This window comes from Mesorhizobium sp. WSM4823 (assembly GCF_055811195.1).
In genome coordinates this window covers 426,213-449,488 of the sequence record NZ_JBVVQL010000002.1, presented here as the reverse complement: position 1 = coordinate 449,488, position 23,276 = coordinate 426,213, and the positions used below count along the sequence as shown (strand labels likewise).

The 23,276-nt window shown below is 61.8% G+C and carries 26 protein-coding genes; 7 read left to right on the top strand and 19 right to left on the bottom strand.

Annotation, left to right across the window (positions count from 1 at the left end; all coding sequences use genetic code 11):
• Positions 1-302 precede the first annotated feature (302 nt).
• The 5 genes from tsf to AC0L26_RS07060 form a co-directional block, all read right to left on the bottom strand.
• Entirely contained in the window at positions 303-1,226 is a 924-nt protein-coding gene (tsf, locus tag AC0L26_RS07080; RefSeq protein ID WP_473631903.1) for a translation elongation factor Ts, read from the bottom strand.
• Positions 1,227-1,344: 118 nt separating this feature from the next.
• On the bottom strand, positions 1,345-2,157 hold the full coding sequence (rpsB, locus tag AC0L26_RS07075) for a 30S ribosomal protein S2 (RefSeq protein WP_352939556.1): 813 nt from the start codon (positions 2,155-2,157) through the stop codon (positions 1,345-1,347).
• A 206-nt stretch (positions 2,158-2,363) separates the two neighbouring features.
• On the bottom strand, positions 2,364-2,642 hold the full coding sequence (locus AC0L26_RS07070) for a DUF4031 domain-containing protein (protein WP_473631902.1): 279 nt from the start codon (positions 2,640-2,642) through the stop codon (positions 2,364-2,366).
• A 53-nt stretch (positions 2,643-2,695) separates the two neighbouring features.
• The gene (locus AC0L26_RS07065; protein ID WP_473631901.1) at positions 2,696-4,003 is read right to left on the bottom strand and encodes a lysophospholipid acyltransferase family protein; all 1,308 of its coding nucleotides are present in this window, start codon (positions 4,001-4,003) and stop codon (positions 2,696-2,698) included.
• Between the two features lie 84 nt (positions 4,004-4,087).
• The gene (locus AC0L26_RS07060; RefSeq protein WP_473631900.1) at positions 4,088-4,918 is read right to left on the bottom strand and encodes a cell envelope integrity EipB family protein; all 831 of its coding nucleotides are present in this window, start codon (positions 4,916-4,918) and stop codon (positions 4,088-4,090) included.
• A 138-nt stretch (positions 4,919-5,056) separates the two neighbouring features.
• Between AC0L26_RS07060 and AC0L26_RS07055 the strand changes: the two genes are divergently transcribed.
• From AC0L26_RS07055 to AC0L26_RS07040, 4 genes are all read left to right on the top strand, one after another.
• Positions 5,057-5,521, top strand: coding sequence for a RidA family protein (locus AC0L26_RS07055; protein WP_352939564.1), 465 nt, complete (start codon positions 5,057-5,059; stop codon positions 5,519-5,521).
• Positions 5,522-5,528: 7 nt separating this feature from the next.
• On the top strand, positions 5,529-6,257 hold the full coding sequence (locus AC0L26_RS07050; protein WP_473631899.1) for a glycerophosphodiester phosphodiesterase: 729 nt from the start codon (positions 5,529-5,531) through the stop codon (positions 6,255-6,257).
• Positions 6,258-6,298: 41 nt separating this feature from the next.
• On the top strand, positions 6,299-7,516 hold the full coding sequence (locus AC0L26_RS07045; protein WP_473631898.1) for a GNAT family N-acetyltransferase: 1,218 nt from the start codon (positions 6,299-6,301) through the stop codon (positions 7,514-7,516).
• Positions 7,517-7,646: 130 nt separating this feature from the next.
• Entirely contained in the window at positions 7,647-8,078 is a 432-nt protein-coding gene (locus AC0L26_RS07040; RefSeq protein ID WP_473631896.1) for an HIT family protein, read from the top strand.
• Between the two features lie 88 nt (positions 8,079-8,166).
• On the opposite strand, the gene clpA is transcribed toward AC0L26_RS07040, so the two are convergent.
• From clpA to AC0L26_RS07025, 3 genes are all read right to left on the bottom strand, one after another.
• The gene (gene clpA / locus AC0L26_RS07035; protein ID WP_473631895.1) at positions 8,167-10,635 is read right to left on the bottom strand and encodes an ATP-dependent Clp protease ATP-binding subunit ClpA; all 2,469 of its coding nucleotides are present in this window, start codon (positions 10,633-10,635) and stop codon (positions 8,167-8,169) included.
• Positions 10,636-10,641: 6 nt separating this feature from the next.
• On the bottom strand, positions 10,642-10,968 hold the full coding sequence (clpS, locus tag AC0L26_RS07030) for an ATP-dependent Clp protease adapter ClpS (RefSeq protein ID WP_189501641.1): 327 nt from the start codon (positions 10,966-10,968) through the stop codon (positions 10,642-10,644).
• A 276-nt stretch (positions 10,969-11,244) separates the two neighbouring features.
• The gene (locus AC0L26_RS07025; protein WP_352935106.1) at positions 11,245-11,574 is read right to left on the bottom strand and encodes a phasin family protein; all 330 of its coding nucleotides are present in this window, start codon (positions 11,572-11,574) and stop codon (positions 11,245-11,247) included.
• Positions 11,575-11,897: 323 nt separating this feature from the next.
• Between AC0L26_RS07025 and AC0L26_RS07020 the strand changes: the two genes are divergently transcribed.
• Complete coding sequence (locus AC0L26_RS07020; RefSeq protein WP_473631894.1) at positions 11,898-13,322, top strand: D-alanyl-D-alanine carboxypeptidase; 1,425 nt, start codon at positions 11,898-11,900, stop codon at positions 13,320-13,322.
• A 43-nt stretch (positions 13,323-13,365) separates the two neighbouring features.
• On the opposite strand, the gene AC0L26_RS07015 is transcribed toward AC0L26_RS07020, so the two are convergent.
• The 4 genes from AC0L26_RS07015 to AC0L26_RS07000 form a co-directional block, all read right to left on the bottom strand.
• Positions 13,366-14,064 carry a DnaJ domain-containing protein gene (locus AC0L26_RS07015; RefSeq protein ID WP_473631893.1) on the bottom strand — a complete coding sequence of 233 codons (699 nt, stop codon included), beginning with the start codon at positions 14,062-14,064 and terminating at the stop codon, positions 13,366-13,368.
• Positions 14,064-14,798: a VWA domain-containing protein gene (locus AC0L26_RS07010; RefSeq protein ID WP_473632143.1), complete on the bottom strand. Its 735-nt coding sequence runs from the start codon at positions 14,796-14,798 to the stop codon at positions 14,064-14,066. Before AC0L26_RS07010 ends, AC0L26_RS07015 begins: the two co-directional genes overlap by 1 nt.
• Positions 14,799-14,895: 97 nt before the next feature.
• Entirely contained in the window at positions 14,896-15,333 is a 438-nt protein-coding gene (locus AC0L26_RS07005) for a DUF1489 family protein (RefSeq protein WP_473631892.1), read from the bottom strand.
• A 102-nt stretch (positions 15,334-15,435) separates the two neighbouring features.
• On the bottom strand, positions 15,436-16,839 hold the full coding sequence (locus AC0L26_RS07000) for an L-serine ammonia-lyase (protein WP_473631891.1): 1,404 nt from the start codon (positions 16,837-16,839) through the stop codon (positions 15,436-15,438).
• A 159-nt stretch (positions 16,840-16,998) separates the two neighbouring features.
• Between AC0L26_RS07000 and AC0L26_RS06995 the strand changes: the two genes are divergently transcribed.
• Positions 16,999-17,754, top strand: coding sequence for a DUF599 domain-containing protein (locus AC0L26_RS06995; protein WP_473631890.1), 756 nt, complete (start codon positions 16,999-17,001; stop codon positions 17,752-17,754).
• Here the strand turns inward: AC0L26_RS06995 and AC0L26_RS06990 are convergent.
• The 5 genes from AC0L26_RS06990 to AC0L26_RS06970 all read right to left on the bottom strand — a co-directional run bounded on the left by AC0L26_RS06990 (position 17,691) and on the right by AC0L26_RS06970 (position 21,728).
• Complete coding sequence (locus tag AC0L26_RS06990; RefSeq protein ID WP_473631889.1) at positions 17,691-18,500, bottom strand: YdcF family protein; 810 nt, start codon at positions 18,498-18,500, stop codon at positions 17,691-17,693. The genes AC0L26_RS06995 and AC0L26_RS06990 overlap by 64 nt on opposite strands.
• Positions 18,501-18,527: 27 nt before the next feature.
• A complete protein-coding gene (locus tag AC0L26_RS06985; RefSeq protein WP_473631888.1) occupies positions 18,528-20,093 on the bottom strand; it encodes an amidase in 1,566 nt (521 codons plus the stop codon).
• Positions 20,093-20,551, bottom strand: a complete 459-nt coding sequence (locus tag AC0L26_RS06980) for a GNAT family N-acetyltransferase (protein WP_473631887.1) — start codon at positions 20,549-20,551, stop codon at positions 20,093-20,095. The genes AC0L26_RS06985 and AC0L26_RS06980 overlap by 1 nt, the downstream gene beginning before the upstream one ends.
• A gap of 6 nt (positions 20,552-20,557) precedes the next feature.
• Positions 20,558-20,845: an Asp-tRNA(Asn)/Glu-tRNA(Gln) amidotransferase subunit GatC gene (gatC, locus tag AC0L26_RS06975; RefSeq protein ID WP_473631886.1), complete on the bottom strand. Its 288-nt coding sequence runs from the start codon at positions 20,843-20,845 to the stop codon at positions 20,558-20,560.
• Between the two features lie 175 nt (positions 20,846-21,020).
• Entirely contained in the window at positions 21,021-21,728 is a 708-nt protein-coding gene (locus AC0L26_RS06970; RefSeq protein WP_473631885.1) for a metal-dependent hydrolase, read from the bottom strand.
• Between the two features lie 118 nt (positions 21,729-21,846).
• Here AC0L26_RS06970 and ruvX point away from each other — a divergent pair, with 118 nt between their 5' ends.
• Complete coding sequence (gene ruvX / locus AC0L26_RS06965) at positions 21,847-22,332, top strand: Holliday junction resolvase RuvX (RefSeq protein WP_473631884.1); 486 nt, start codon at positions 21,847-21,849, stop codon at positions 22,330-22,332.
• Here ruvX and AC0L26_RS06960 read toward each other — a convergent pair.
• Both AC0L26_RS06960 and AC0L26_RS06955 read right to left on the bottom strand, forming a co-directional pair.
• Positions 22,299-22,610 (bottom strand): DUF6105 family protein, encoded by a 312-nt coding sequence (locus AC0L26_RS06960; RefSeq protein WP_473631883.1) that lies wholly within the window; start codon positions 22,608-22,610, stop codon positions 22,299-22,301. The two genes, ruvX and AC0L26_RS06960, sit on opposite strands and share 34 nt — an antisense overlap.
• On the bottom strand, positions 22,610-23,236 hold the full coding sequence (locus AC0L26_RS06955) for a hypothetical protein (RefSeq protein ID WP_473631882.1): 627 nt from the start codon (positions 23,234-23,236) through the stop codon (positions 22,610-22,612). Before AC0L26_RS06955 ends, AC0L26_RS06960 begins: the two co-directional genes overlap by 1 nt.
• Positions 23,237-23,276 lie beyond the last annotated feature (40 nt).

The window sequence follows — 23,276 nt, the reverse complement described above, 5'->3', positions numbered from 1 at the left end:
CCGCCCCCCCCCCGCGCCGGCGCGCCGCCCCCCCCCCCCCCCCCTCCCCCGCCCCCCCCCCCCCCCCCCCGCCGCCCCCCCCCCCCCCCGCCGCCCCCCCCCCCCCCCCCCCCCCCCCCGAGCCGGAAAAATCTCTTCCCCTCTTTAGCTTACGCCTGCAAATGCACCTTGCACTGATAGATCCGGCGGACAGCCAACCGGCTTGTCGCCGACCGCCCGGCCTTCATCGATACCGCGCATGAAATCGGCCGGGCATCCTTGCGGACACCCGGCCGTAAACCTTTTCAGAAGAAGAGTGCAGCTTACTTCTTGACCGCCGCCGCGACTTCCGCTGCGAAATCGGTCTCTTCCTTTTCGATCCCCTCGCCGAGCGCGAAGCGCAGATAGGCAGTGATCTTGGCCGGTGCGCCGATTTCCTTCTCGGCATCCGTCAGCGCCTTCTCGACGGTGATGTCGGGATTGAGCACGAAAGCCTGCTTGAGCAGCACGACCTCTTCGTAGAACTTGCGCAGACGGCCCTCGACCATCTTCTCGATGATCGCTTCCGGTTTGCCGGACTGGCGCGCCTGGTCGGCGAAGATCGCCTTCTCGCGCTCGATGGCAGCCGGGTCAAGCTCTTCGGTAGTCAGCGCCATCGGGCTGGTGGCGGCGACGTGCATGGCGACCTGGCGCGCGAACGCGTTGGCGGCTTGCGCGTTGCCTGTCGTCTCGATCGCGACCAGCACGCCCAGCTTGCCAAGGCCGTCGGCAACCGCATTGTGGACGTAGGTTGCAACAGCGCCATGTTCGACCGTGAGCTTGGCCGAACGGCGGAAGCCAAGATTCTCGCCGATCGTGCCGACAGCGTCCTTGATGGTCTCAGTGACCGACTTGCCCGAACCCGGATACGGTGCAGCTGCAACGGCCTCGGTCTTGCCGCCATAGGCGAGTGCGACCTTGGCGACGTTGGCGACGATCTCCTGGAATGCGGCATTGCGGGCAACGAAGTCCGTCTCGGAATTGACCTCGACGACCGCCGCCTCGCGGATACCGGCATCGACGCCGATGAGACCCTCGGCCGCGGTACGGCCGGCCTTCTTGTCGGCCTTGGAGATGCCCTTTTTGCGCAGCCAGTCGACGGCCTCTTCCATGTTGCCGTTGGTCTCGTTCAACGCCGCCTTGCAGTCCATCATGCCCGCGCCGGTCAAGTCGCGGAGTTCTTTGACCTGTGCAGCCGAAATGCTCATTGTCGCCTCTTTGTTTTAAAATGCACCGACGCACCACCGGTCTTCGATGATGCGCCTGGCGCCAGCGCTCAGCGCGCCAAAATATGAGAAAGATGAAGGCCGAAACCGGCCTTCGCTGTTACGCTTCCGGTGTCTGTTCGGCCGATGTCTGGGCAGCCGATGCCTCTGCCGCCGGGGTCGGCTCGAGCGCCGGCTCGACCGGAGCCTCGGCCAAAGCGCCGACATCGACGCCGAGCGCGCCTTGCTGGCGAGCGATGCCGTCGATCGCAGCCTTGGCGATCAGATCGCAATAAAGCTGGATGGCGCGCGCCGCGTCGTCATTGCCGGGGATCGGGAAATCGATCTTGTCCGGATCGCAGTTGGAATCGATGATGGCGACCACCGGGATGCCGAGACGCTTGGCCTCGAGGATGGCGATCGCTTCCTTGTTGGTGTCGATCACGAACATCAGGTCGGGCGTCGAGCCCATGTCCTTGATGCCGCCCAGCGCCTTATCAAGCTTCTCGCGCTCGCGATCGAGATTGAGGCGCTCTTTCTTGGTGAGCCCCTGGGCCTCGCCGGCCAGCATCTCGTCGAGCTTGCGCAGGCGCTGGATGGAATTCGAGATCGTCTTCCAGTTGGTCATCATGCCGCCGAGCCAGCGGGAATTGACATAATACTGGGCCGAGCGCTGCGCGGCGTCGGCGACGATGTCGGACGCCTGGCGCTTGGTGCCGACGAACAGCACGCGGCCACCCTTGGCGACAGTGTCGGAAACCTGCTTCAGCGCCTGGTGCAGCAGCGGCACCGTCTGCGAGAGGTCGATGATGTGGATATTGTTGCGCGCGCCATAGATATAGGGCGCCATCTTCGGGTTCCAGCGGTGGGTCTGGTGGCCGAAGTGAATGCCAGCTTCCAAAAGCTGGCGCATGCTGAAATCAGGCAGAGCCATTCTTTAGTTCCTTTTCCGGTTAGCCTCCACGGACACAGGCATTTCTGGACTTTGTCCTCGAACGCCACCGGAGGTTTCAGCCGGATTTCTCCCGGGCAGACACCAAAGTCCGTGTGTGGAATGAGCGGGCATATAGAGGGGATGCGCGACAAACGCAAGCGCTGCGGTGTGTTGCTGCTCAGCGTGCGGCGATCAGCGCACCCGGGCTATGGTCGTACCTTCCCCTTCGGCACGCGGACACGCCGGAAAACAGCCACGATCTCGTCGCGGCTGCATTCGATGGCGCCCAGCCGCACCGCGCGGTCGCGCTCGAAGCCGGTTATGTCATAATGCGGCGCCGATGTCTTCGGCGGTCCCTGATAGGAAGAGCGCTTGACGCCGAGCTGTGCTGCAAAACGGTGCAGTTCGTCGGTGTCGTCGGCCAGCAGGTGACACCAGCGGTGGCCGACCCATTTCCAGATCGCCGCGTCGACATAGACCGCCATGGGGCTTGCCGCACTCCTTCATCTTGCGCCGACCAGCGGAGCCAGATCCATTGCTAATGATGATAGAAGGGATTCGGATAAAAAATGAAGCCGCCAGCGGCTTCGAGTTCGGCTACGGTCCTGGTGATGGCCTCCTGCATGCGACGATGCAGTTCGGCGAGCGCATCTTCGACCGAGCCCGAATAGGCGTGCAATCCCAACGGCTCCGGCACCCGGATATGAGCGCAGCGCGGCCCAGCCGGTTGCGGCACGAAACGGTTGATCGTGTCGCGTAGCGTGCCCTTGCAATAATCGTTGCGAATGCGCTTCAAATGCTCGGCGATCTCCTCTTGCGTGATGCACGGGTTGGCCGAGGCCCACGGTCCGACGCGTTGGAGACGCTGGATCGTGTCCGCCAGCGTCCGGACCTGTTTTTGTCGCTCGGCGTCACCGGTGTCTTCCCGCAACCAGCGGCGCGACCTGCGTAAAAGCTCGGCGATCTCGTTGGCATCGGGTTCGAGCGAAATACCCTCCCCCAGGCGCCGGCTCAGTTCGAGTAGCAGTTGCTTCTGACGCGCGTCATACGAAGCCCGTTCGTCGGGCGCCATGCCGCAGGCAATTTCATCGCGCGACAGCAACGTCGCATAGATATGGTGGACGCGCTCCGGCAGCGTATCGGCGGCGCCGCCACGTTCGATCTTCAGGCTTTTCTCGACATAGGCACATTCCCGCGCCAGCGCCGGCTGGACGTTTTTGGTGAAGGCGAGCTTCCAGACAACCGGCGCTACCCAAACCTTGGAATCCCGATCCGCGGCGCGACCGCGCTTGAGCGCTTCGAACCCCATTTCGACCGCCCCCGGTAGCAGCGGACCGACGATGTTGGCATGCCAGCCGACGCCGCCTTCGGGATGCAAGAGCACACCCTGTCCTTTGAGCGCCCAGGCGATCGAGTGTTCCTTGGCGGCCCCGCTGTTGCCGGGAATCTGGGCGATCAGGTTATTGGCCAGCCAGAATTTCTGCATGAACCGGCCGAGGCCGTTGACGACGCCATGCGTGGCCCAGGATGCCGCGAGCGGACTGACCTGCGAGACAATCTCCTTGTCGATCATCCAATCGGTAAAGAATTCCGGATGGTTGGGCGTGATGAACGTTGCCTTGCCTGCACCGCAACAGGCCTTCAGCCGCTTTCGGTCGTCGTCGGGAAAGTCGATGTGGCGGACATTGGCCACGCCGCGCAATCCGGCCAGGCGGTTGAACGGCAACAGATCGCGAAACCCGGGAATACCGTGCAGCATGACAAGCCGGTTGACGACAGTCATGATCTTGATCAGCGCCGGATTGGGCTTCGGCGCTACGAACACATCGATCCTGCTCAACCCCACCCCCGATCGCCCCGTCGGCGTAGAAGGCTGCAAGGCAATTGCGGCGTGTTCAAGTCATGCGCAGCCGCCTTGCGGCCTGAAGCCCTATTTCGGCGGACAGGCTTTCGGCTGATCGAACAACGACAGATTGACCAGCTTGCCGGTCATCGAGAATTCATTGTAGTCCATGACCAGGTCGCGCGTGATGCCATTCTCATGCAGCTTGAAGCTGATCCGGTATTCCGGCACCTCCTCGCCTGACTTGTCGGTGCCGTCGAAATAGGCGATGTCGACAGGCCAATATTTGTCGGTGGCGAGCTTTGCCAGCGCGGGCGCTTCCGGATCAGCCTTGTCGGCATCGGCTTTCTTGCCAACGACGACGGTGGTGGTCATCACCTTGTCCGCATCTTCCGAGCCATCGAACAGGTTGGTCTCGTAGAAATTTTCACCCTTTTCGGCCTTATCGATTAGTTCGACCAGATGCTGGGTCGGAAACTGGGTAGCAGCGAGTTCCAGGCTGTTCTTCTCCGGCTTGTCGATGTCGACCTTGAGGCCCTTCGTCTCCTTCGTCGCTGTGCCCCTGACCTCCTTGTCGAGGTTCTGGTCGACGAAAGATTTTGTCACGAACGAGAAGGTCTTGCCTTCGGCGTCCTCGAAAGTGGTCGTCTGCTGGTCGGTCAGCTTTGTTGCATTGTCGTTGGTTGCGATCTGGGTGACGAAGCGGAACTTCACCGTATAGCCTTCGCAAGGCGAGCCGTTGAACTCATAGACCATGCGGCCAGAAATGCCGGTAATGCCCGAACGGTCTGAGGCTTTGTCCAGGCTCAGGTCATAGACCGCGCGATGCGCCTGCAGCGCCGGTACGGCAAAAGCCGGCGCCATCGAGAACACCGCTGGCAGCAGGACTGCATAGAATGCGAGGCGTGTTGCGCGCATGAGGTGCTCCGATCGTCGCGCCTGATGGCAGGCCGCAGGGAAAGATAGTCCAGCTTAAAAAAAGTCGTGGCGGAAGCGAGGCAAAAATAGCAATTTCGGCCCGGCCGGCGCGGCGTCATCAAGCAATAGGGAAATACCATGAGCGAAACAATCGAAAAGCGGCTAGGCGACCTCGGCGTGACGCTTCCGGTAGCCGCCGCACCCGCCGCCAACTACGTGCCCTATTCAAGGTCAGGCGATCTGCTGTTCACCGCCGGGCAGCTGCCACTCAAGGATGGCAAGCTGCAGGCGAGCGGACTGCTCGGCCGCGAGGTTGACACGCCAACTGGCAAGGACGCGGCAAAATATTGCGCGATCAACATATTGGCACAGGCAAAGGCAGCACTTGGCGACCTGGAGAAAATCCGCCGCCTTGTGAAGATCACCGTCTTCGTTGCCTCGGCACCGGAGTTTGTCGAACAGCACCTGGTTGCCAACGGCGCCTCGGATTTTCTGGTTGCAGTGCTCGGCGATCGCGGCAAACATGCGCGCTCCGCCGTCGGTGCCGCCTCGCTGCCGCTTAATGCCGCAGTGGAAATCGAAGCCATCTTCGAAGTCGAATGAGCCAGATATGACCGATCTTTCCTGGCTGACCGCCCGACCCGTCGCCCATCGCGGCCTGCACGACATGAACAAGACGCGGTGGGAGAACACGCTTTCCGCCTTTGCCGCAGCAGCCGAGCGCGGCTATGCGATCGAATGCGACGTGCATCTGTCGTCCGACCGCATCCCAGTGGTCATTCACGATGGCGATCTGAAGCGGCTGACCGGCCAGGACGGTTTTGTCTGGCAGCGCACGGCGGCGGAGATGACGGCACTCAAGGTCGGCGGCACATCAGACCATCTGCCGACGCTGCAACAGGCGCTCGACCTGGTCGACGGCCGCGTGCCGCTGGTCGTCGAGCTGAAAGGGGTTCCCGGTCACGACGAAGGCCTGGTGGAAAGCGTCGGCAAGATGCTCAAGCGCTACAAGGGCAAGGCGGCGATCATGTCGTTCGACCACTGGCTGATCCGCGATTTCCCAAAACTTGCGCCTGGCATTCCGGGCGGGCTGACCGCCTATGGCAAGGACGTCAAACTGATCGAGGCGCATTTCGCCATGCTGGCACACGACATTGCCTTCACCTCGTATGCCGCCGGCGACCTGCCCAACCGGTTCGTTTCGTTCGTGCGTGAAAAGCTCAAAATGCCTGTCATCACCTGGACCGTGCTCGACCAGCCGGCGATCGACTTGACCTTCAGATACGCCGACCAGATGACGTTCGAGGGATTCGAGCCCGATCTTGTGCAGGTCGCTTGAGCCGGGCTTGCATGGACCGGGACGGAGCTTAAATAAGCCCCATGGATCAAGGCGATGAAGGCGACGGGCAAACGGCGAATGGAGAGTATACGATCCGCGTCGCCGCCGGCATCGGCGCCTTCACCTGCGCGGAATGGGACGGCCTCGGCGGCACCGCACGCGGCGATACAGAAAACGGCTACAATCCTCTCGTTTCATACGCTTTTCTGAGCGCACTCGAAGATTCCGGCTGCGCCGTGCGGCGCACCGGCTGGCAGGGTCATCATCTCAGGCTGGAGACAGCCAAGGGAAAACTGCTCGGCGCCGTTCCCTGCTACCTGAAATCGCATAGCCAGGGCGAATATGTTTTCGATCACGGCTGGTCGGACGCGTTCGAGCGCGCCGGCGGTCGCTACTATCCAAAGCTGCAATGCGCCGTGCCGTTCACGCCGGTCACCGGCCCTCGCCTGCTGGTCAACAAAGGCGAGGACAGTAGCACCGTGAAAGCCGGGCTGGCAGCAGGCCTGAAGGCGGTGACGGAAAAGCTCGGCGTATCTTCCGCGCACGTCACCTTCGCGCAGCAGAAGGATGTCGGGGCGCTGGAAGCGGCGGGCTTCCTGCACCGCACCGACCAGCAGTTCCACTTCTTCAATGAAGGTTTTTCGACCTACGATGATTTTCTTGCCACCCTGGCATCGCGCAAGCGCAAGGCGATGAAGAAGGAGCGGCGCGAGGCGCTCGCTCACGGCATCTCGATCGACTGGCTGACCGGCAAGGACCTGACCGAAAGGGTCTGGGACGACTTCTTTGCTTTCTACATGGATACCGGCAGCAGGAAATGGGGGCGACCCTATCTCAGCCGCGAGTTCTTCTCGATGATCGGCGAGCGCATGGCCGACGACATCCTGCTGGTGATGGCCAAGCGCAATGGACGCTACATTGCCGGCGCTATCAATTTCATCGGTTCCGACGCGCTCTACGGCCGCAACTGGGGCTGTATCGAAGACCATCCTTTCCTGCATTTCGAGGTCTGCTATCATCAGGCGATCGACTTCGCGATCGACCGTAAGCTGAAAGTAGTCGAAGCGGGCGCGCAAGGCGAGCACAAGCTGGCGCGCGGCTACAGGCCAGTGACCATGCATTCGGCGCATTACATCGCGCATCCCGGCTTGCGCAATGCGGTCGCCGACTATCTCAGGCGCGAGCGGCGCGAAGTGGAGCGGATGGGCGACTATCTCGAAGAGCACACCCCGTTCCGCAAGGATCTGGCGGACGACTAGAGCGACGTGCGTCCAATTGGACGCACAAAGTACGCTCTAACACTTTAAATCTCCGCATCGTACTTTCCGAAAATCGATTCCGATTTTCGGGTCGATGCGGTAGAGCAAGGGACAATCGGGAGCGCACGCCATGGCCGACCCCACCTACGACAGCAACAATATCTTCGCGAAAATCCTGCGCGGTGAAATCCCGTCGCATCGCGTCTATGAAGATGACGCGGTTGTCGCCTTCATGGATGTAATGCCGCAAGGGCCGGGTCACACGCTGGTTGTGCCGAAGGCGCAGTCGCGCAACCTGCTTGACGCGGACCCGGCAACATTCGGCCCACTCTTCGCAATTGTCCAGAAGGTGGCGCGGGCGGTGAAGAAAGCGTTCGACGCCGATGGCGTCACCGTCATGCAGTTCAACGAGCCTGCTTCGGGCCAGACCGTCTACCACCTCCATGTCCATGTCATTCCACGCTTCGAGGGCATCCCTTTGAAGCCGCATAGCGGGCAGATGGAGAAGCCGGAAGTGCTGGCTGAGAACGCCGGCAAGATACGAACCGCGCTGGGAAGCTGAAGCCGGGCGTCGCGCACAACGCCTTCGGTCACTCTTTATCCAACAAAAAAAGCCCCGTTGCCGGGGCTTTTTTTCGCTTTTCAGGCCATCACCCCTTGCGGGGCAGTTGCGGCACCAGGCTGCGCTTGCTGCCATCCTTGCCTTTGGGCTCCGGCTTCTGCGCGATCGCCTTTTTCGCGACGGGCTTCTTGACCGCAGCTTTCTTGGGCTTCGGCGAGTCGTCCGGTTCTTCCTTCTTCGGCTTGACCGGCGCCTCGTCGGCGAGAGACTCGAGCTTCAGGCCGGTCTCGCCGGTCTCCTTCTTCTCGACGGTGACGCGCACCGTACCGCCCTTCTTGAGCTTGCCGAACAGCACCTCGTCGGCCAACGGCTTCTTGATGTGCTCCTGGATAACCCGGCCGAGCGGCCGCGCACCCATGCGCTCGTCATAGCCCTTCTCGGCCAGCCAGGCGATCGCCTCCTGCGACAGGTCGAAGGTGACGCCACGCTCTGAGAGCTGGGCCTCGAGCTGCATGACGAACTTCTGCACCACCTGGTGGATGACCGGAACCGGCAGCGAGCCGAAGGGGATGATCGCATCGAGACGATTGCGGAACTCCGGCGTGAACAGCCGGTTGATCGCCTCGACATCGTCGCCTTCGCGCTTGGTCGAGCCGAAACCGATCGCCGCGCGCTGCGCATCCGAGGCGCCCGCATTGGTGGTCATGATCAGGATGACATTGCGGAAGTCGATCTGCTTGCCGTTGTGGTCGGTCAGCTTGCCATGGTCCATGACCTGCAACAGGATGTTGAACAGGTCCGGATGCGCCTTTTCGACCTCGTCCAGCAGCAGCACGCAATGCGGATGCTGGTCGACGCCGTCGGTCAACAGGCCGCCCTGGTCGAAGCCGACATAGCCGGGAGGCGCGCCGATCAACCGCGAGACGGTGTGACGTTCCATATATTCCGACATGTCGAAGCGGATCAGCTCGACACCGAGCGAGGCGGCGAGTTGCTTTGCCACTTCGGTCTTGCCGACGCCGGTCGGTCCCGAGAACAGATAGGAGCCGATCGGCTTCTCCGGCTCGCGCAGGCCGGCCCGGGCTAGCTTGATCGCCGAGGTCAACGCCGTGATCGCGGTATCCTGACCGTAGACGACGCGCTTCAGCTCGACGTCGAGACCGGCCAGCACCTTCTCGTCGTCGGCGGAAACCGTCTTCGGCGGAATGCGGGCGATGGTGGCGATCGTCGCTTCGATCTCCTTGATGCCAATGGTCTTCTTGCGCTTGGCCTCTGGCACCAGCATTTGCGAGGCGCCGGTCTCGTCGATCACGTCGATCGCCTTGTCCGGCAGCTTGCGGTCGTTGATATAGCGCGCCGACAGTTCGACCGAGGCCTTGATCGCCTCAGCCGTGTAGCGAACCTTGTGGAACTCCTCGAAATAGGGCTTCAGGCCCTTCATGATCTCGATGGCGTCCTCAATGGTCGGCTCATTGACGTCGATCTTCTGGAAGCGCCGCACCAAGGCGCGATCCTTCTCGAAGAACTGGCGGAACTCCTTGTAGGTGGTCGAGCCGATGCAACGGATCGTTCCGGACGACAGCGCCGGCTTCAACAGATTCGACGCATCCATGGCGCCGCCCGACGTTGCCCCTGCCCCGATCACCGTGTGGATCTCGTCGATGAACAGAACAGCGCCCGGATAATCCTCGAGTTCCTTGACGACCTGCTTCAGCCGCTCCTCGAAATCGCCGCGGTAGCGTGTGCCGGCCAGCAATGTTCCCATGTCGAGCGCGAAGATGGTGGCATTGTGCAGCACTTCGGGCACGTCGCCCTCGACGATGCGCTTGGCAAGGCCTTCGGCGATCGCCGTCTTGCCGACGCCGGGATCGCCGACATAGAGCGGATTGTTCTTGGAGCGGCGGCACAGCACCTGGATGGTGCGGTTGATCTCGGACTCGCGGCCGATCAGCGGATCGATCTTGCCGGCCTTGGCCTTGTTGTTCAGATTGACGCAATAGGCGGTCAGCGCGTCCTGCTGCTGCTTTTTCTTGCCGCCGTCCTCTTGCGGCTCGGCGCCGCTCTGGCCGCCTTGTTCGTCGTCGGCGCCGCGCGGCGACCGGGTTTCGGACGCGCCGGGACGCTTGGCGATACCGTGCGAGATGTAGTTGACCGCGTCGTAGCGGGTCATCTGCTGCTCCTGCAGGAAATAGGCGGCATGGCTCTCGCGCTCGGCGAAGATGGCAACGAGCACGTTGGCGCCGGAGACTTCCTCGCGGCCGGACGACTGCACATGGATCACCGCGCGCTGGATGACGCGCTGGAACCCGGCCGTCGGCTTGGAATCCTCGTCGTATCCAGTGACGAGATTGTCGAGCTCGGTGTCGATATAGGTGAGAACCGTGTGCTTCAGCTCGTCGAGATCGACGTTGCAGGCGCGCATGACCGCGGCCGCTTCGGTGTCGTCTATGAGCGCGAGCAGCAGATGTTCAAGGGTTGCGTATTCGTGGTGCCGCTCATTGGCGAGCGTCAGCGCCTGGTGAAGCGCCTTTTCCAGGCCTTGGGAGAAAGCCGGCATGTTACCTCACTTCTTCTCCATCACGCATTGCAGCGGATGCTGATTCTGTCGGGCGAAATCCATGACCTGAGACACTTTGGTCTCGGCCACCTCGAATGTATAGACCCCGCACTCGCCCACTCCATGATTGTGAACATGTAGCATGATGCGTGTGGCGGCTTCGCGGTCCTTCTGGAAAAAACGCTCCAGCACGTGAACCACGAACTCCATGGGCGTGTAGTCGTCGTTGAGAATGAGGACCCGATAAAGGCTAGGCTTCTTGGTCTTGGTTTTGGTGCGCGTGATGACAGCCGTGCCGCGACCGGCCTCGTTGCCGTCGCCGCCGTTTTGCATACGCACCACATCCCTTGTGGCAGTCAAACCTGTAGTCACGTAGTCCTGCCTTTTCGAAATCCCCATGCGAGCTCGACATGTAGGTGTTCGATGGACGATTTTAAGCCCTTCTGTTTAGCTGACAATATGGCTAGGTGGCCAAACTTGACCGATTTTCGAAATCGTGAAGACAGCAGAGCCCACTGATTTCAAATTGCCACGAAAAAACCCGGCCGCGCGTTCGCGACCGGGTCTGTCCTGCAGGCCCGAGGGCCAACTTTACGTCTTATAACGAAATTATTTCGCTTTTGCGACGATTGATTCGAACGGCTTGTAGGCCTCTTTGGCGAGTTCGGCGTAAAGATCGCCGATCTTGGTGGCTTCGGAAACGAAAGATTCGTAGGACTGCTTGGCAAAGTCGGACTGGATCTCGATCGCCTTCTCCAGCGACTTGGCTGACAGAAGCTTCTCGGCTGCTGCGCTGCCGGCTTCGAAGCTTTTCTTGGTGTACTCGCCCGCCTCGGTGGCGATGGCCTGCGCACTTTTGGAAAAGGATGCGAAGCTCTTCAATCCGGTATCGGCAAATTCCTTGCCGTATTTGCTGAAATCTTCATAGGTCTGGGTCATTTCACGCATTCCTTGACGGTTGCCATTGAACAGGCCCTGTCCGGGCCGCTTGTGCAATGCAAGCAATGTATTGTGCAGCGCACAAAAAGTCAATGTTTCGCCGGGTGCGGCCCCGACACAATGGCCCGTCATACCCGCATGGTAGCCGACCCAGCGCATCGCTAATGGCTAAAATTCGAATAAACAAAAGCTCAAGCCCGAAGAAAATGGTGAACGCGGCGGTTACCATAAACGGATTGGTAACGCTGGCCGCGATAGCGTGGCTTGGAGTGGGGCAGGACCTTTGCCGCCTCCAACGCAACAAGAATTCAAAGGAACCATCGGTGCGTCAGGCGTTGTCGGGTATTTTCTCCAAATCCGCGTCCTCTTTGAAAACGGTCATGATCCTCGCCTTGGCGATGACATTCGTCGTTGCCGACGCTGCTTCGTCCATGGCGGCTAGGTCGGCGGCCATCGTCATTGATGCCAAGACCGGCAAAGTGCTTTATTCCTCGAATGCCGATGGCCGGCGCTATCCCGCCTCGCTCACCAAGATGATGACGCTTTACCTGGCCTTCGAGGCCATGGCGAAGGGCAAGATCAGCAAGAACTCCCGGGTCGTCTTCTCGGCCAATGCTGCTGCAGAACCGCCGACGAAACTCGGTGTCAGGCCGGGCGGCGCGATCACGGTCGAAACAGCGATCCTATCGATGGTGACCAAGTCGGCAAACGACTCGGCAACGGCGCTCGGCGAACTTCTCGGCGGCAATGAAACCAATTTCGCCCAGATGATGACAGCCAAGGCGCGGGCGCTGGGCATGAAGGGGACCGTTTTTCGCAACGCCCACGGATTGCCAAATCCCGGCCAGTTCACGACCGCGCGCGACATGGCGGTGCTCGGCATCGCGCTGCGGGAGCATTTTCCTCAATATTACGGTTATTTCTCGCAGCGTTCCTTTCTCTACGGCCGCAAGCGCATCAACGGCCATAATCGCTTGCTTGGGCGCATCAAGGGCGTCGACGGCATCAAGACGGGCTACACTCGGGCCTCCGGCTACAATCTCGTCTCGTCGGTCGACGACGGCGACCGCCGCATCGTCGCGGTGGTCATAGGCGGCAAGTCCGGCGGCAGCCGCGACAACCAGATGGCCGAATTGATCAACACCTACATGCCGAAGGCGTCGTCACGCGGCAGCGGCATGCTGATCGCCAAGGCCAGCGGCGGCAATCCGATCACTGCGCTGGCAAAGGTGTTCCTGCCCAAGCGCGATGCGCCGACGCCCGACAGCAGGCCGGACGACGACGTCATTGCCTCCCTTGTTGAGGAAACCGAACCCGGCGTTGAGGAAACCGAGCCCGACGTTGAAGAAATCACCCCCGTCGTCCAGACCACGCCCGCCTCTCGGGCCAAAAAAATCAGCACAGTGGCCGCAGCCACGGCGGACGACGTAGCGACCGCACGGGTCGCAGCAGCCTACGCCGAACCGGCGACAGCGGTCGACCCCGTCAACACGGCATCGGTGCCGTCCGGCTGGGCAGTTCAGGTCGCCTCCTCGCCAAAACAGTCCGAAGCCCAGGCGCTCCTGGACGAGACGAGCAAGCAGGCGCCTTCGGTCCTGGCCGATGCTGCGGGCTTCACCGTCCCCTTCGAAAAGGACGGCGTCACCTATTACCGCGCCCGGTTCGGCTTTGATTCCAAGACTGCCGCCTGGAAGGCCTGCAACGCCCTGAAGAAAAAGAAAATCGAGTGCTACGCCGTCCAGCAGTAGCGGCGTGGCGATGATCTCCCGGAAAATTCTGCGTCGAAGGAGACTAGTTGTGATTGGAGAGCAAGACGTCCTTGGCTTCGTTGATCCGCGCCGCCAGAAACGACGTGCCGCCGATATCGGGGTGCAGGCGCTGCATCAGGCGGCGGTGCGCCTTGCGGACATCCGCCGCGGCGGCCCCCGCTTCAAGACCAAGGATCTTGTAGGCCTCCTCCTTAGTCATGGCGCCCGAACCTGGCGAAACACCCAGCCCTTCGCCACCATTCGCCTCAGCGTCTTTGCGCCAGATGGGAAACCTGCCGTCAAGATACGTCTCTAGCAGCTGGCGGCTCTCCGGGTCGCCGGGCAGTTCGCGGTAAAGCTGCTGCAATTCCGCAAGGCTCATCGTGCCTAGCATCTTGCCTTCATGCCGGCCGGCGAGCACGAGCCCCTCCAGACTGCCGGTATCGTGATCAAGCTCCATTTCGAGTGCCGCGGTGCGCACCGTCGAACGCTTGCCAGGCTCGAGTTTCGCCGTCGGCCGCTTCATCCGCATGGACCCATACCAGGCGAGCGCCATCGACAGGATCAGCCCGCCGATGCCTTCGCGACCGACCAGAAGCACTGCGACGCCGACCAGTCCCAGCAGGACGGGCCCAAGCGTCCTCATCGCGCCCGCTAATCTCGCGGGATCGGCACGGAGAAAGACCGTGACCACACCGAGCAGCACCAGAAGCAATGCCACGAATGCGATAATCGCGCCCATTATTTCCTGCCACCCCGCAGATTTTCGATCATCAGCCGGTCTTCCGGCCTGCCCCTGGCCTCCAGTGCCTTCAGCCCGCCGGTCGCAAACACCGCGACCGCCGAAAGCAGGTTGGCCAAGGTTGCGCCAGCCCGTCGATCAAATCGGAACCAAGCTCCTTTGGACAGCCGCGCAATTTCCTTGAACGCCTTCTCCGCACCGGAATCATGGCCCTCCTGAAAGACAAAGACAGGAACGCCGTGCAGGCCGAGGCTGCCTGCCTTTTCAGCTAGGTCATCTATGTTTTCTTCCATCGCATCGCCGATATAGACCAATGCGTTGACCTTGGTCGCCGCCGTCTGTTTGAGCGTATGGGCGAGCACCTTGCCGATCTGAGTGTGGCCGCTGCGGCATTCGATCCGGGTCATCAGCTGCTTCAGGGCGCCGGTATCGGTGACGAAAGCGGATGAGCGGCACTCGCCAAGACCACGAAAATAGACGAGTTGCACGCTGAGCGCCCCGGCCTTGCCAACGGCGTCGAACATCTCGCCCTGCAGCGCGCAGGCGAGATCCCATGTTGGCTGGCGGCTCATCGTCGCGTCGAGTGAAAGGATCAGCCTCCCAGAACCGGTCGCGGATGAAGCGAGTGTTCTGGCCTGACGGATAAAGGCATCGATCTCGCTGGTGCTCGATTGGGACTCGATCGGCACAGGATTGTCCTTTGCAGGCACGGGCTGCTGCTTCTTGTCGCTCATGATATTCAAGATGTGGCGTTGTCGCACAGCTTGCAAGCCCAGCACGAGGCGACCTTGAGGGCCAGCGATCCCGGCAGCTTTGAAATCTTTGGCTCTCTCAGAGAAGGCCGAGATCGGCAAGCTCGCGCCTGAGTTTCGGCGGCATCTCGACCAATCCCGCTTTGCCCTTGCCGAGATCGGCCGGTGCGTCCGAGGGTTTCAGGTAGCGCCAGCCCTGAAAGGCGCGGCGCGGCTGCCAGTCGGTGCGCACGATCGGGGGATCGAGGATCAGGTGACAGCGGCCGATGCCCTCGTCATCGGTGAAAGGACGGATCTCCGTAATCAACTGGCGACATTGCACACTGCCCTTGATCACCCAGTAGAGCGAGCCGCCATCGGTGACCTCAGCGCCGCGCGTCGGCATCATGCGGGTGGTGTGGTAATGCTCGACCGGTTCACCGGCGCGCCGCCGTTCGTCGAGGCGGAAGGCGATCCACTCTTCGAGATCTTCGACACTGTCGCAACCGACACAAAGCTTTATGAGATTGAGAGACATGGATTAAGGTTTAGTCCGGCGCACGAAGGCGTCAACGGGCTGGTCGACTTTCTCCACAGTGCCAGTCTCTGCAGTGCCCGTCTCCAAAGTGGCAAGGTTGGCTCAGCACTCCACGATATTGACGGCCAGCCCGCCGAGGCTGGTTTCCTTGTATTTCTCGTTCATGTCGAGGCCGGTCTGGCGCATGGTCTCGATCGCGGCATCGAGCGGCACGAAGTGAACGCCGTCGCCCTTGATGGCCAGCGAAGCGGCAGTCACAGCCTTGACGGCGCCGAGCGCATTGCGCTCGATACAAGGCACCTGCACCAGCCCGCCGACCGGATCGCAGGTCATGCCGAGATGATGTTCGAGCGCGATCTCGGCGGCGTTCTCGACCTGCTCGGGCGTGCCGCCCATGACGGCGCACAGCCCCGCCGCCGCCATAGCCGAGGCCGAACCGACCTCGCCCTGACAGCCGACCTCGGCGCCTGAGATCGAAGCATTGGTCTTGATGATGCCGCCGATTGCCGCCGCAGTCAGCAGGAAATCGCGGATGCTTGGCTGGTCGGCTTCGGGATGGAAATGCAGCCAGTAGCGCAGCACCGCGGGCAGCGTGCCCGCAGCACCATTGGTCGGCGCGGTTACGACGCGCCCGCCGGCGGCGTTCTCCTCGTTTACCGCCATGGCATAGATCGACAACCAGTCGTTGGCTAGCAACGGATTGGGCCGGTTCTGCCGCCACTGCTCCTGCAGCTTGTCATGCAATTGCCGCGCGCGGCGGCGCACCTTCAGTCCGCCCGGCATGATGCCGTCCTGCGACAGTCCACGCTCGATGCAGCTCTTCATGGCGCTCCAGATGTCGTCGAGGCCGGCATCGAGCTTCTCACGCGACATCTGCGTCTCTTCGTTGACGCGCTTCATATCGGCGATCGAAAGGCCACTCTTCGCCGCCATCGACAGCATCTCGACGGCGTTCTTGAAGGGGTATGGCACCTTCTTGCCTTCCGTCGTCACCGAGCCCTTCACCTTCATCCGCTGCAGTTCCTCCTCGGAAACTACAAAGCCGCCGCCGATCGAATAGTAGATGCGTTTGAGCAGCAGGCGATCGTCGGCATCATAGGCGGAGAAAGCCATGCCATTGGCGTGGCCGGAAAGCGGCGTCTTGCGGTCCAGCACCAGATCGGTTGCCGGGTCGAAGCGATAGGAGGGATGGCCGGGGGGCGAAATCCGCTTGTCGGCGGCGATACGATCGAAGATGCCGTTCGCCTGATCGGGATCCACGTTCTGCGGCGTCTGGCCGGCAAGTCCGAGCACGACGGCGCGATCGGAACCATGGCCGATGCCGGTATAGGCAAGCGAGCCGTGCAAGCTGGCGGCGATGCGGTCGACCTTGGCGCCGGCCGGGCGTGGCCAGTCATCTCCCGCGACCTCGTCAAGAAAACGCCGCGCAGCCGTCATCGGTCCCATCGTGTGCGAACTCGATGGCCCAATGCCGATCTTGAACAGGTCGAAAACCGAAAGGAACACGCGCCACTCTCTCCTATTGAAATTACATATAGGAATTCCCATGATGTTTCCGCTCTTTCGAAGATCGCGGCGCTGCACCTGCCGACCTTGTTTGCTCCTGCAGCGACATCGTGCGTTCTGCCATCGAAGCGACGCCGCGGCTTGTGGTAAAAGGGGCGCATGGGCGATTCCTTCCATCTATCGACGGCTGATCTCGCGGCGCTGGCCTTCTTCCTTGTCGTGTGGGTGCTTCATACGCTCGCCTCCGACGGAAAGCTGGTCAGCCGCATGTCGCTGACAATGGCGATGAACACCCAGCGTGAAGCCTGGATGCGGACCATGGCCGAACGCGAGATCCGCATTGTCGACACCGCCATCATGGCAGGTCTTCAACAGGGAACCGCTTTCTTCGCTTCCAGTTCGCTGATTGCGATCGGCGGCTGTTTCGCCCTGCTCGGCGCCTCCGATCAGGTTGTTTCGGTGCTGAGTAACCTGCCGCTCGGCGCGACATCGTCCCGCTCCGCCTTTCAGATGAAAGTGTTCGGATTGGTGCTGATCCTGGCCTATTCCTTTTTCAAGTTCGGCTGGGCCTACCGGCTGTTCAACTACTGCTCGATCCTGATCGGCGCGGTGCCGATCCCGTATGGCGAGGCTTCACGCAACCCGGCTAGCGAGACGGCGGTATGGCGGGCGGCGCGGATGAACATGCTGGCCGGAAAACACTTCAACTCCGGCCTGCGCGGCGTGTTCTTCTCGATCGGTTATCTCGGCTGGTTCGTCGACCCGCTGGTGTTCGTACTGTCGACGCTGCTGTTGCTGGCGGTTCTGGTGCGTCGCCAGTTCTTCTCGGCGGCGCGGCAAGCCGTGATCGGTCAGCCGCCCGAGCCAGCATCCGGTCCGGGGAAAAGCCGATCGATGCGGCCCAATAGCCAGTAGGCGGCGAGCCCTATCCATTCACGCACCGCCGTCGTGGTGGTCTGCAGCGAACCAAAGGGATCGTCGCGGAACAGGCCGATGCCTTCCTTGCCGGTAGTCCGGTAATCGACCGGCCAGGGAACGGTGGCAAAGCCAGCCTTGTCGAACAGCGCCTTGGCGCGCGGCACATGAAAGGCCGAGGTCACCAGCAGCCAAGTCTCGCCTGGTTTCGGGGTGACCAATTCCCGGGTGAAGATGGCGTTCTCGTAGGTGTTGCGGGATTTGTTCTCGAGGATCAGCCGATCGGCCGTCACGCCAAGCGCAGTGAGTAGACGCGGCGCTGTTTCTGCATCGCCCTCGCCTTCGCCGATCATTGCGATGGTGCCCCCTGAGATGACGACTTTCGCCGCCGGGAAATGCCGTGCCAGCACGGCCGCTTCGACCATCCGATCGCCGCTGGCATTCAGTTCATAGCCGCCACGCACGAAATTGATGGCGCCCTCCATGCCGCCACCCAGCACGACGATGCCGTCAACCCTTTCCGGCAGCGGCGGGCGCGGAAAGCGCTCTTCCAGCGGACTGAGCATCATTGCGCCAAGTGAGGTCCAGGCCGAGAGCCCAAGGATCAGCAAGGCGAGCATGCTGCCGGTGGCCGCCAGTCGCCGCCAGCCAACTATTGCCGCAAGCAGTCCGGCCAACAGCAGGATAATCGACAGAGTCAGAGGCTGGGCGAGGAACCAGAATACCTTGGAAAGATAGTAGAACATCCCTCACCCCTCAGATGGGAGACGACACTACCACCACTTTTCCGGCTGGAACGTACCCGCCGCCTGTTCGATGACATGGGCGGTCTGGAACAGAGTTTCCTCGTCGAAAGGCCGGCCGATGAGTTGCAGGCCGAGCGGCAGGCCCTTGGCGTCAAGCCCCGCGGGCACGGCGATGCCCGGCAGTCCGGCCATGTTCACCGTGACCGTGAAGATGTCGTTGAGATACATCTTGACCGGATCGGCGGCCATGTCCTCGTCGGCGATGCCGAAGGCTGCCGACGGCGTCGCCGGCGTCAGAATGACGTCGACGCCAGCCGCGAACGCATTTTCGAAATCCCGCTTGATGAGGTTTCGTACCTTCTGCGCCTGCAAATAGTAGGCATCGTAGTAGCCGGCGGAGAGCACATAGGTGCCGATCATGATGCGGCGCTTGACCTCGCGGCCGAAGCCGGCGGCGCGGGTCTTCTCGTACATGTCGACGATGTCCTTACCCGGCACGCGCAACCCGTAGCGGACGCCGTCATAGCGGGCGAGGTTCGACGAGGCTTCGGCGGGCGCAACGATATAATAGGCCGGCAGTGCATATTTGGTATGCGGAAGCGAAATGTCGACGATCTCGGCCCCGGCATCTTTCAGCCAGGCAATGCCCTTCTGCCACAGCGCCTCGATCTCCTCAGGCATGCCGTCAACGCGGTATTCCCTGGGAATGCCAACCTTCATACCCTTGACCGGCTTGCCGATCGCGGCCTCGTAGTCCGGCACTGGCCGGTCAACCGAGGTGGTGTCCTTCGGATCGACCGAGGCCATGGATTTCAAGAGGATCGCGGCGTCACGCACATCGCGCGCGATCGGTCCAGCCTGGTCGAGCGACGAGGCGAAGGCGACGATGCCCCAGCGCGAGCAGCGGCCGTAGGTCGGCTTGATGCCGACCGTGCCGGTAAAGGCGGCTGGCTGCCGGATCGAGCCGCCGGTGTCGGTGGCAGTGGCGCCGGCACAGAGAAACGCGGAAACCGCTGAAGCCGAGCCGCCCGACGAGCCGCCCGGCACAAGCTGGGCGTTGTCCAGCGTGCGCGCGGTCCTGGTGCCGCCGGACGAGACGAAGCCGCCATCGCCCTGATGCGTGGTCGGCATTACCACCGTGTCCACGCGCGACCGCCGCCACGGATTGACGACGGGACCGTAGTAGGAGGTCTCGTTTGACGAGCCCATGGCGAACTCATCCATGTTGAGCTTGCCGAGCATGACAGCGCCATCGGTCCACAGATTGGCGGTGACGGTCGATTCGTAGTGTGGCTTGAAACCATCCAGCACATGGCTGCAGGCCTGGGTGTGAATGCCTTCGGTGCCGAACAGGTCCTTGATGCCGAGCGGAATGCCTTCGAGCGAACCGCCCTCGCCCTTCGCCAATTTCGCGTCCGAGGCCTTGGCCATGTCGCGCGCCTTGTCCTCGGTAACGACGACATAGGCGTTGAGCGCCGGATTGGCTCGTTCAATCGCCTGGAGATAGGCTTCGGTGATCTCGGTTGCGGTGATTTCCTTGGCGCGCAGCTTGGCGCGGGCCTGCGAAATCGTCAGGTGGGTCAGGTCGCTCATCAGGCAAGGCTCTTTTCGTAAAACACCGACCACTCGGTATCAGGATAGTCCAGCACCGGGCCGCAGCGCGAAAACCCGGCGCGTTCATAGACGGTCCATGCAGCCGGATGACGGTCGCCCGTCTCCAGCACCAGACGCTTCAGCCCTTCATTGCGCGCCAGCGCCTCGACCTGCTCGACGATCTTTGCGCCGATCTTCTGCCCGCGATGCGAAGGCCGCGTGTACATGCGCTTGACCTCGCCGACGGCGCCATCGTGGCGTTTCAGCGCGCCGCAGCCGATGGCAAGGCCGGTATCGCGAGCGATAAAGACTGTTGTGTCGTTGTCGGCCATCTGCTCGACTGTCATGTGGTAGCAGTGCTCCGGCGGCGTCAATTCCAGCAGCGTGTCGTTGAGCTCCCTGACCAGCCCGCGCACATCGTCCTGCAGCGGCGTCTCGATGGCGATCTCGATTGCCATCGGCCGCTACTCCACGACCTTCGGAACGAGGAAAAAATTCTCTTCGGTGGCCGGCGCGTTGGCGACGATGTCGGTCGCCTTGCTGCCGTCGGTGACGAGGTCCTGGCGCTTCTTCATCTCCATCGGGATCACCGAAGTCATCGGCTCGACGCCGGAAACGTCGACCTCATTCAACTGCTCGACAAAGCCAAGAATAGCATTCAACTCGCCGGTCATGCGCTCGGCATCCTCCTCGCTCACCGCAATGCGGGCGAGACGCGCGACGCGCTTCACAGTCTTGACATCAACGGACATGTTTATTTGTGCCTCGGGAAAACCAGTCCGCGCTATAGCGGCGCGGCGCGTGGCGCGCAACATGCATCGTCACGCGCCGCGCGTCGTCCTTGGCCGCGATTCAGCTATGGCAGCACTGTTGCGGAGAAACTAGCTGCCGCCGTAGCGGCCCCTGCAACCCGTGCAAGGTCATCCTCTACAAAGTGATCGTCCCGCCAATCTCCGGCAACGCCACTTTCACACCCGATCCGTCCAGCCCGGCCACGAACTTGTCGGCGTTCTGGTCGATCATCGGAAATGTGCCGAAATGAGCGGGAATGACAGTCTCGAACTGAAAGAAGCGTCGGCAGGCAAGGGCTGCCACCGCGCCACCCATGGTGAAGCGATCGCCGACTGGTACGATACCGATCTTCGGTTCATGCAGCTCGTTGATCAGCGCCATGTCGGAAAAGATGTCTGTGTCGCCCATGTGGTAGAGCGTCTTGTCCTCGGGGAAGTGCAGGACGAGCCCGCCCGGATTGCCGAGATAGGTGTTCTGCCCGCCCTCGCCCGGAAAGGACGATGAATGCAAAGCCTGGACGAAAGTGGTGGTGAAGCCGCCGCAATCGACGGTGCCGCCGATATTGCCGGGATTGATCTTCTTGTCGCTGACGCCCTTGCCGACCAGATACATGCAGATCTCGAAATTGGCGACCAGCATCGCGCCGCTTTTCCCAAGCACTTCGACCGCGCCGCTGATGTGGTCGCTATGGCCATGCGTCAACAACACGTGCGTGACCCCTTCGGCCGGCCCTTCCCAGCCGCCTGTCCATGACGGATTGCCGACCAGATAAGGGTCGATGAGGATTGTCGCGCCTTCGGTTTCGATGCGGAATGCCGAATGTCCGTACCAGGTCAGTTTCATCAATGCCTTCCTCGATTTTTGCTGCGGTAGAGGATAGAACACCGACGGCGAAATTAAAGGTCCAACGGCATGGTTTGCGCGTATAGGACGTGCGGCATCGTGGTCAAAGGAAAAGCCGTTGAGCATCATCACCATCGAAGAGTTGCCGGCGCGACTTAGCGGCGGCAAGACGCTGGCCGGCCTCGACCTCGGAGACAAGACGATTGGCGTGGCGGTTTCCGACCGGAGCTTTGCCTTCGCCCATCCGCGCCCGGTCATCATGCGCAGGAAATTCTCGCTGGACGCCGCAGAACTGCTCGCTTTGCTGCAGAAAGAGAATGTCGGGGCGGTGGTCCTCGGCCTGCCGATCAACATGGACGGGTCGGAAGGCCCGCGCGCCCAGAAATCCCGCGCTTTCGTCCGCAACATGGCAGGTGTGAGCGACCTGCCCTTCGTCTTGTGGGACGAGCGACTGTCGACGGTGGCGGCCGAGCGGACATTGATCGAGATGGATTTTTCGCGCCGCAAACGCGCCGGCAAGATCGATTCCGCCGCGGCGGCCTTTATTCTGCAGGGCGTTCTCGACCGGCTTCAGGCGCTCGGCGTCGATGTCTGGTCGAAATAGCGGTCCCGCATCGTCCTCAACCAGCCGCCGATCACCCGGCGGCGGCGAAACGCCCAAAACGCTACGAGCAGCAGACTGTCGAGGATGCAGGCCCTTGCCACCATGCCGGGTATGACCGCCGGATCGATGCCAAGCATCTCCCCATAGAGCTGGAAGACGAGGTCATGCAATGGGCGGCTCAGCATGACATAGCCAAAATTGATGTTGTTGAGCGACAGGAAGAACCAGCCCCAGAACAGAACGAGTGGGGTCGCCCACAGGGCGAACAAAGTGCGCATCAGCGGCCATCCCTGAAGTTTGTGTCGGGCCTGAAGTTCGTGTCGGGCCTGAAGTCGGGCCTGAAATTCGTGTCCGGCCTCAAGTTCGTGCCGGGCCGGCCGGAAATACGCGAGAGCGACGAGTTGTGCGCGGCGGCCTTCGCCATCACATGCGCGGCGGCACGGATTTCGCCGGTGTCCGAAACCGCTGCGGCAAAGGCCGATCGCCGCTCTGCGAGCATGGCGACGTAGGAGGCCAGCAGTGCCGCCAGCTGTACGGCGACGGCCATGAACAGCCCGTTGATGCCTTGCGCGGCGCCGGCGACCACGATCAGCGACAGCACGCCGGAGGCGGAGATGAAGGCGACCCGCACGACGCTGTCTTTGCCGTCCGGATCCGTCGGGTCGCTGATCAGAGTCTCGACAAAGGCCCAGCAAAACAGCACTGCAACGACGAGCAGCGCTACGGCAAGCGGTGCCACAACGGCGGCGTTTTCGAGGTCTATGAAGCGGGTGTTCTGGGCGGCAACGCCGAGCACAGCTAACGCTGCCGCGATGCCGCGATTGCCGTCGATGCAGATCAACGCCAGCAGGGCGAAAACGACCGCCCAGTGCAAGGCCAGAAAGGAGCTCAACATGTACCGCATGGCGTTCCTGCTTCGGTAAACAGGACAGTGGGCTTTGCGG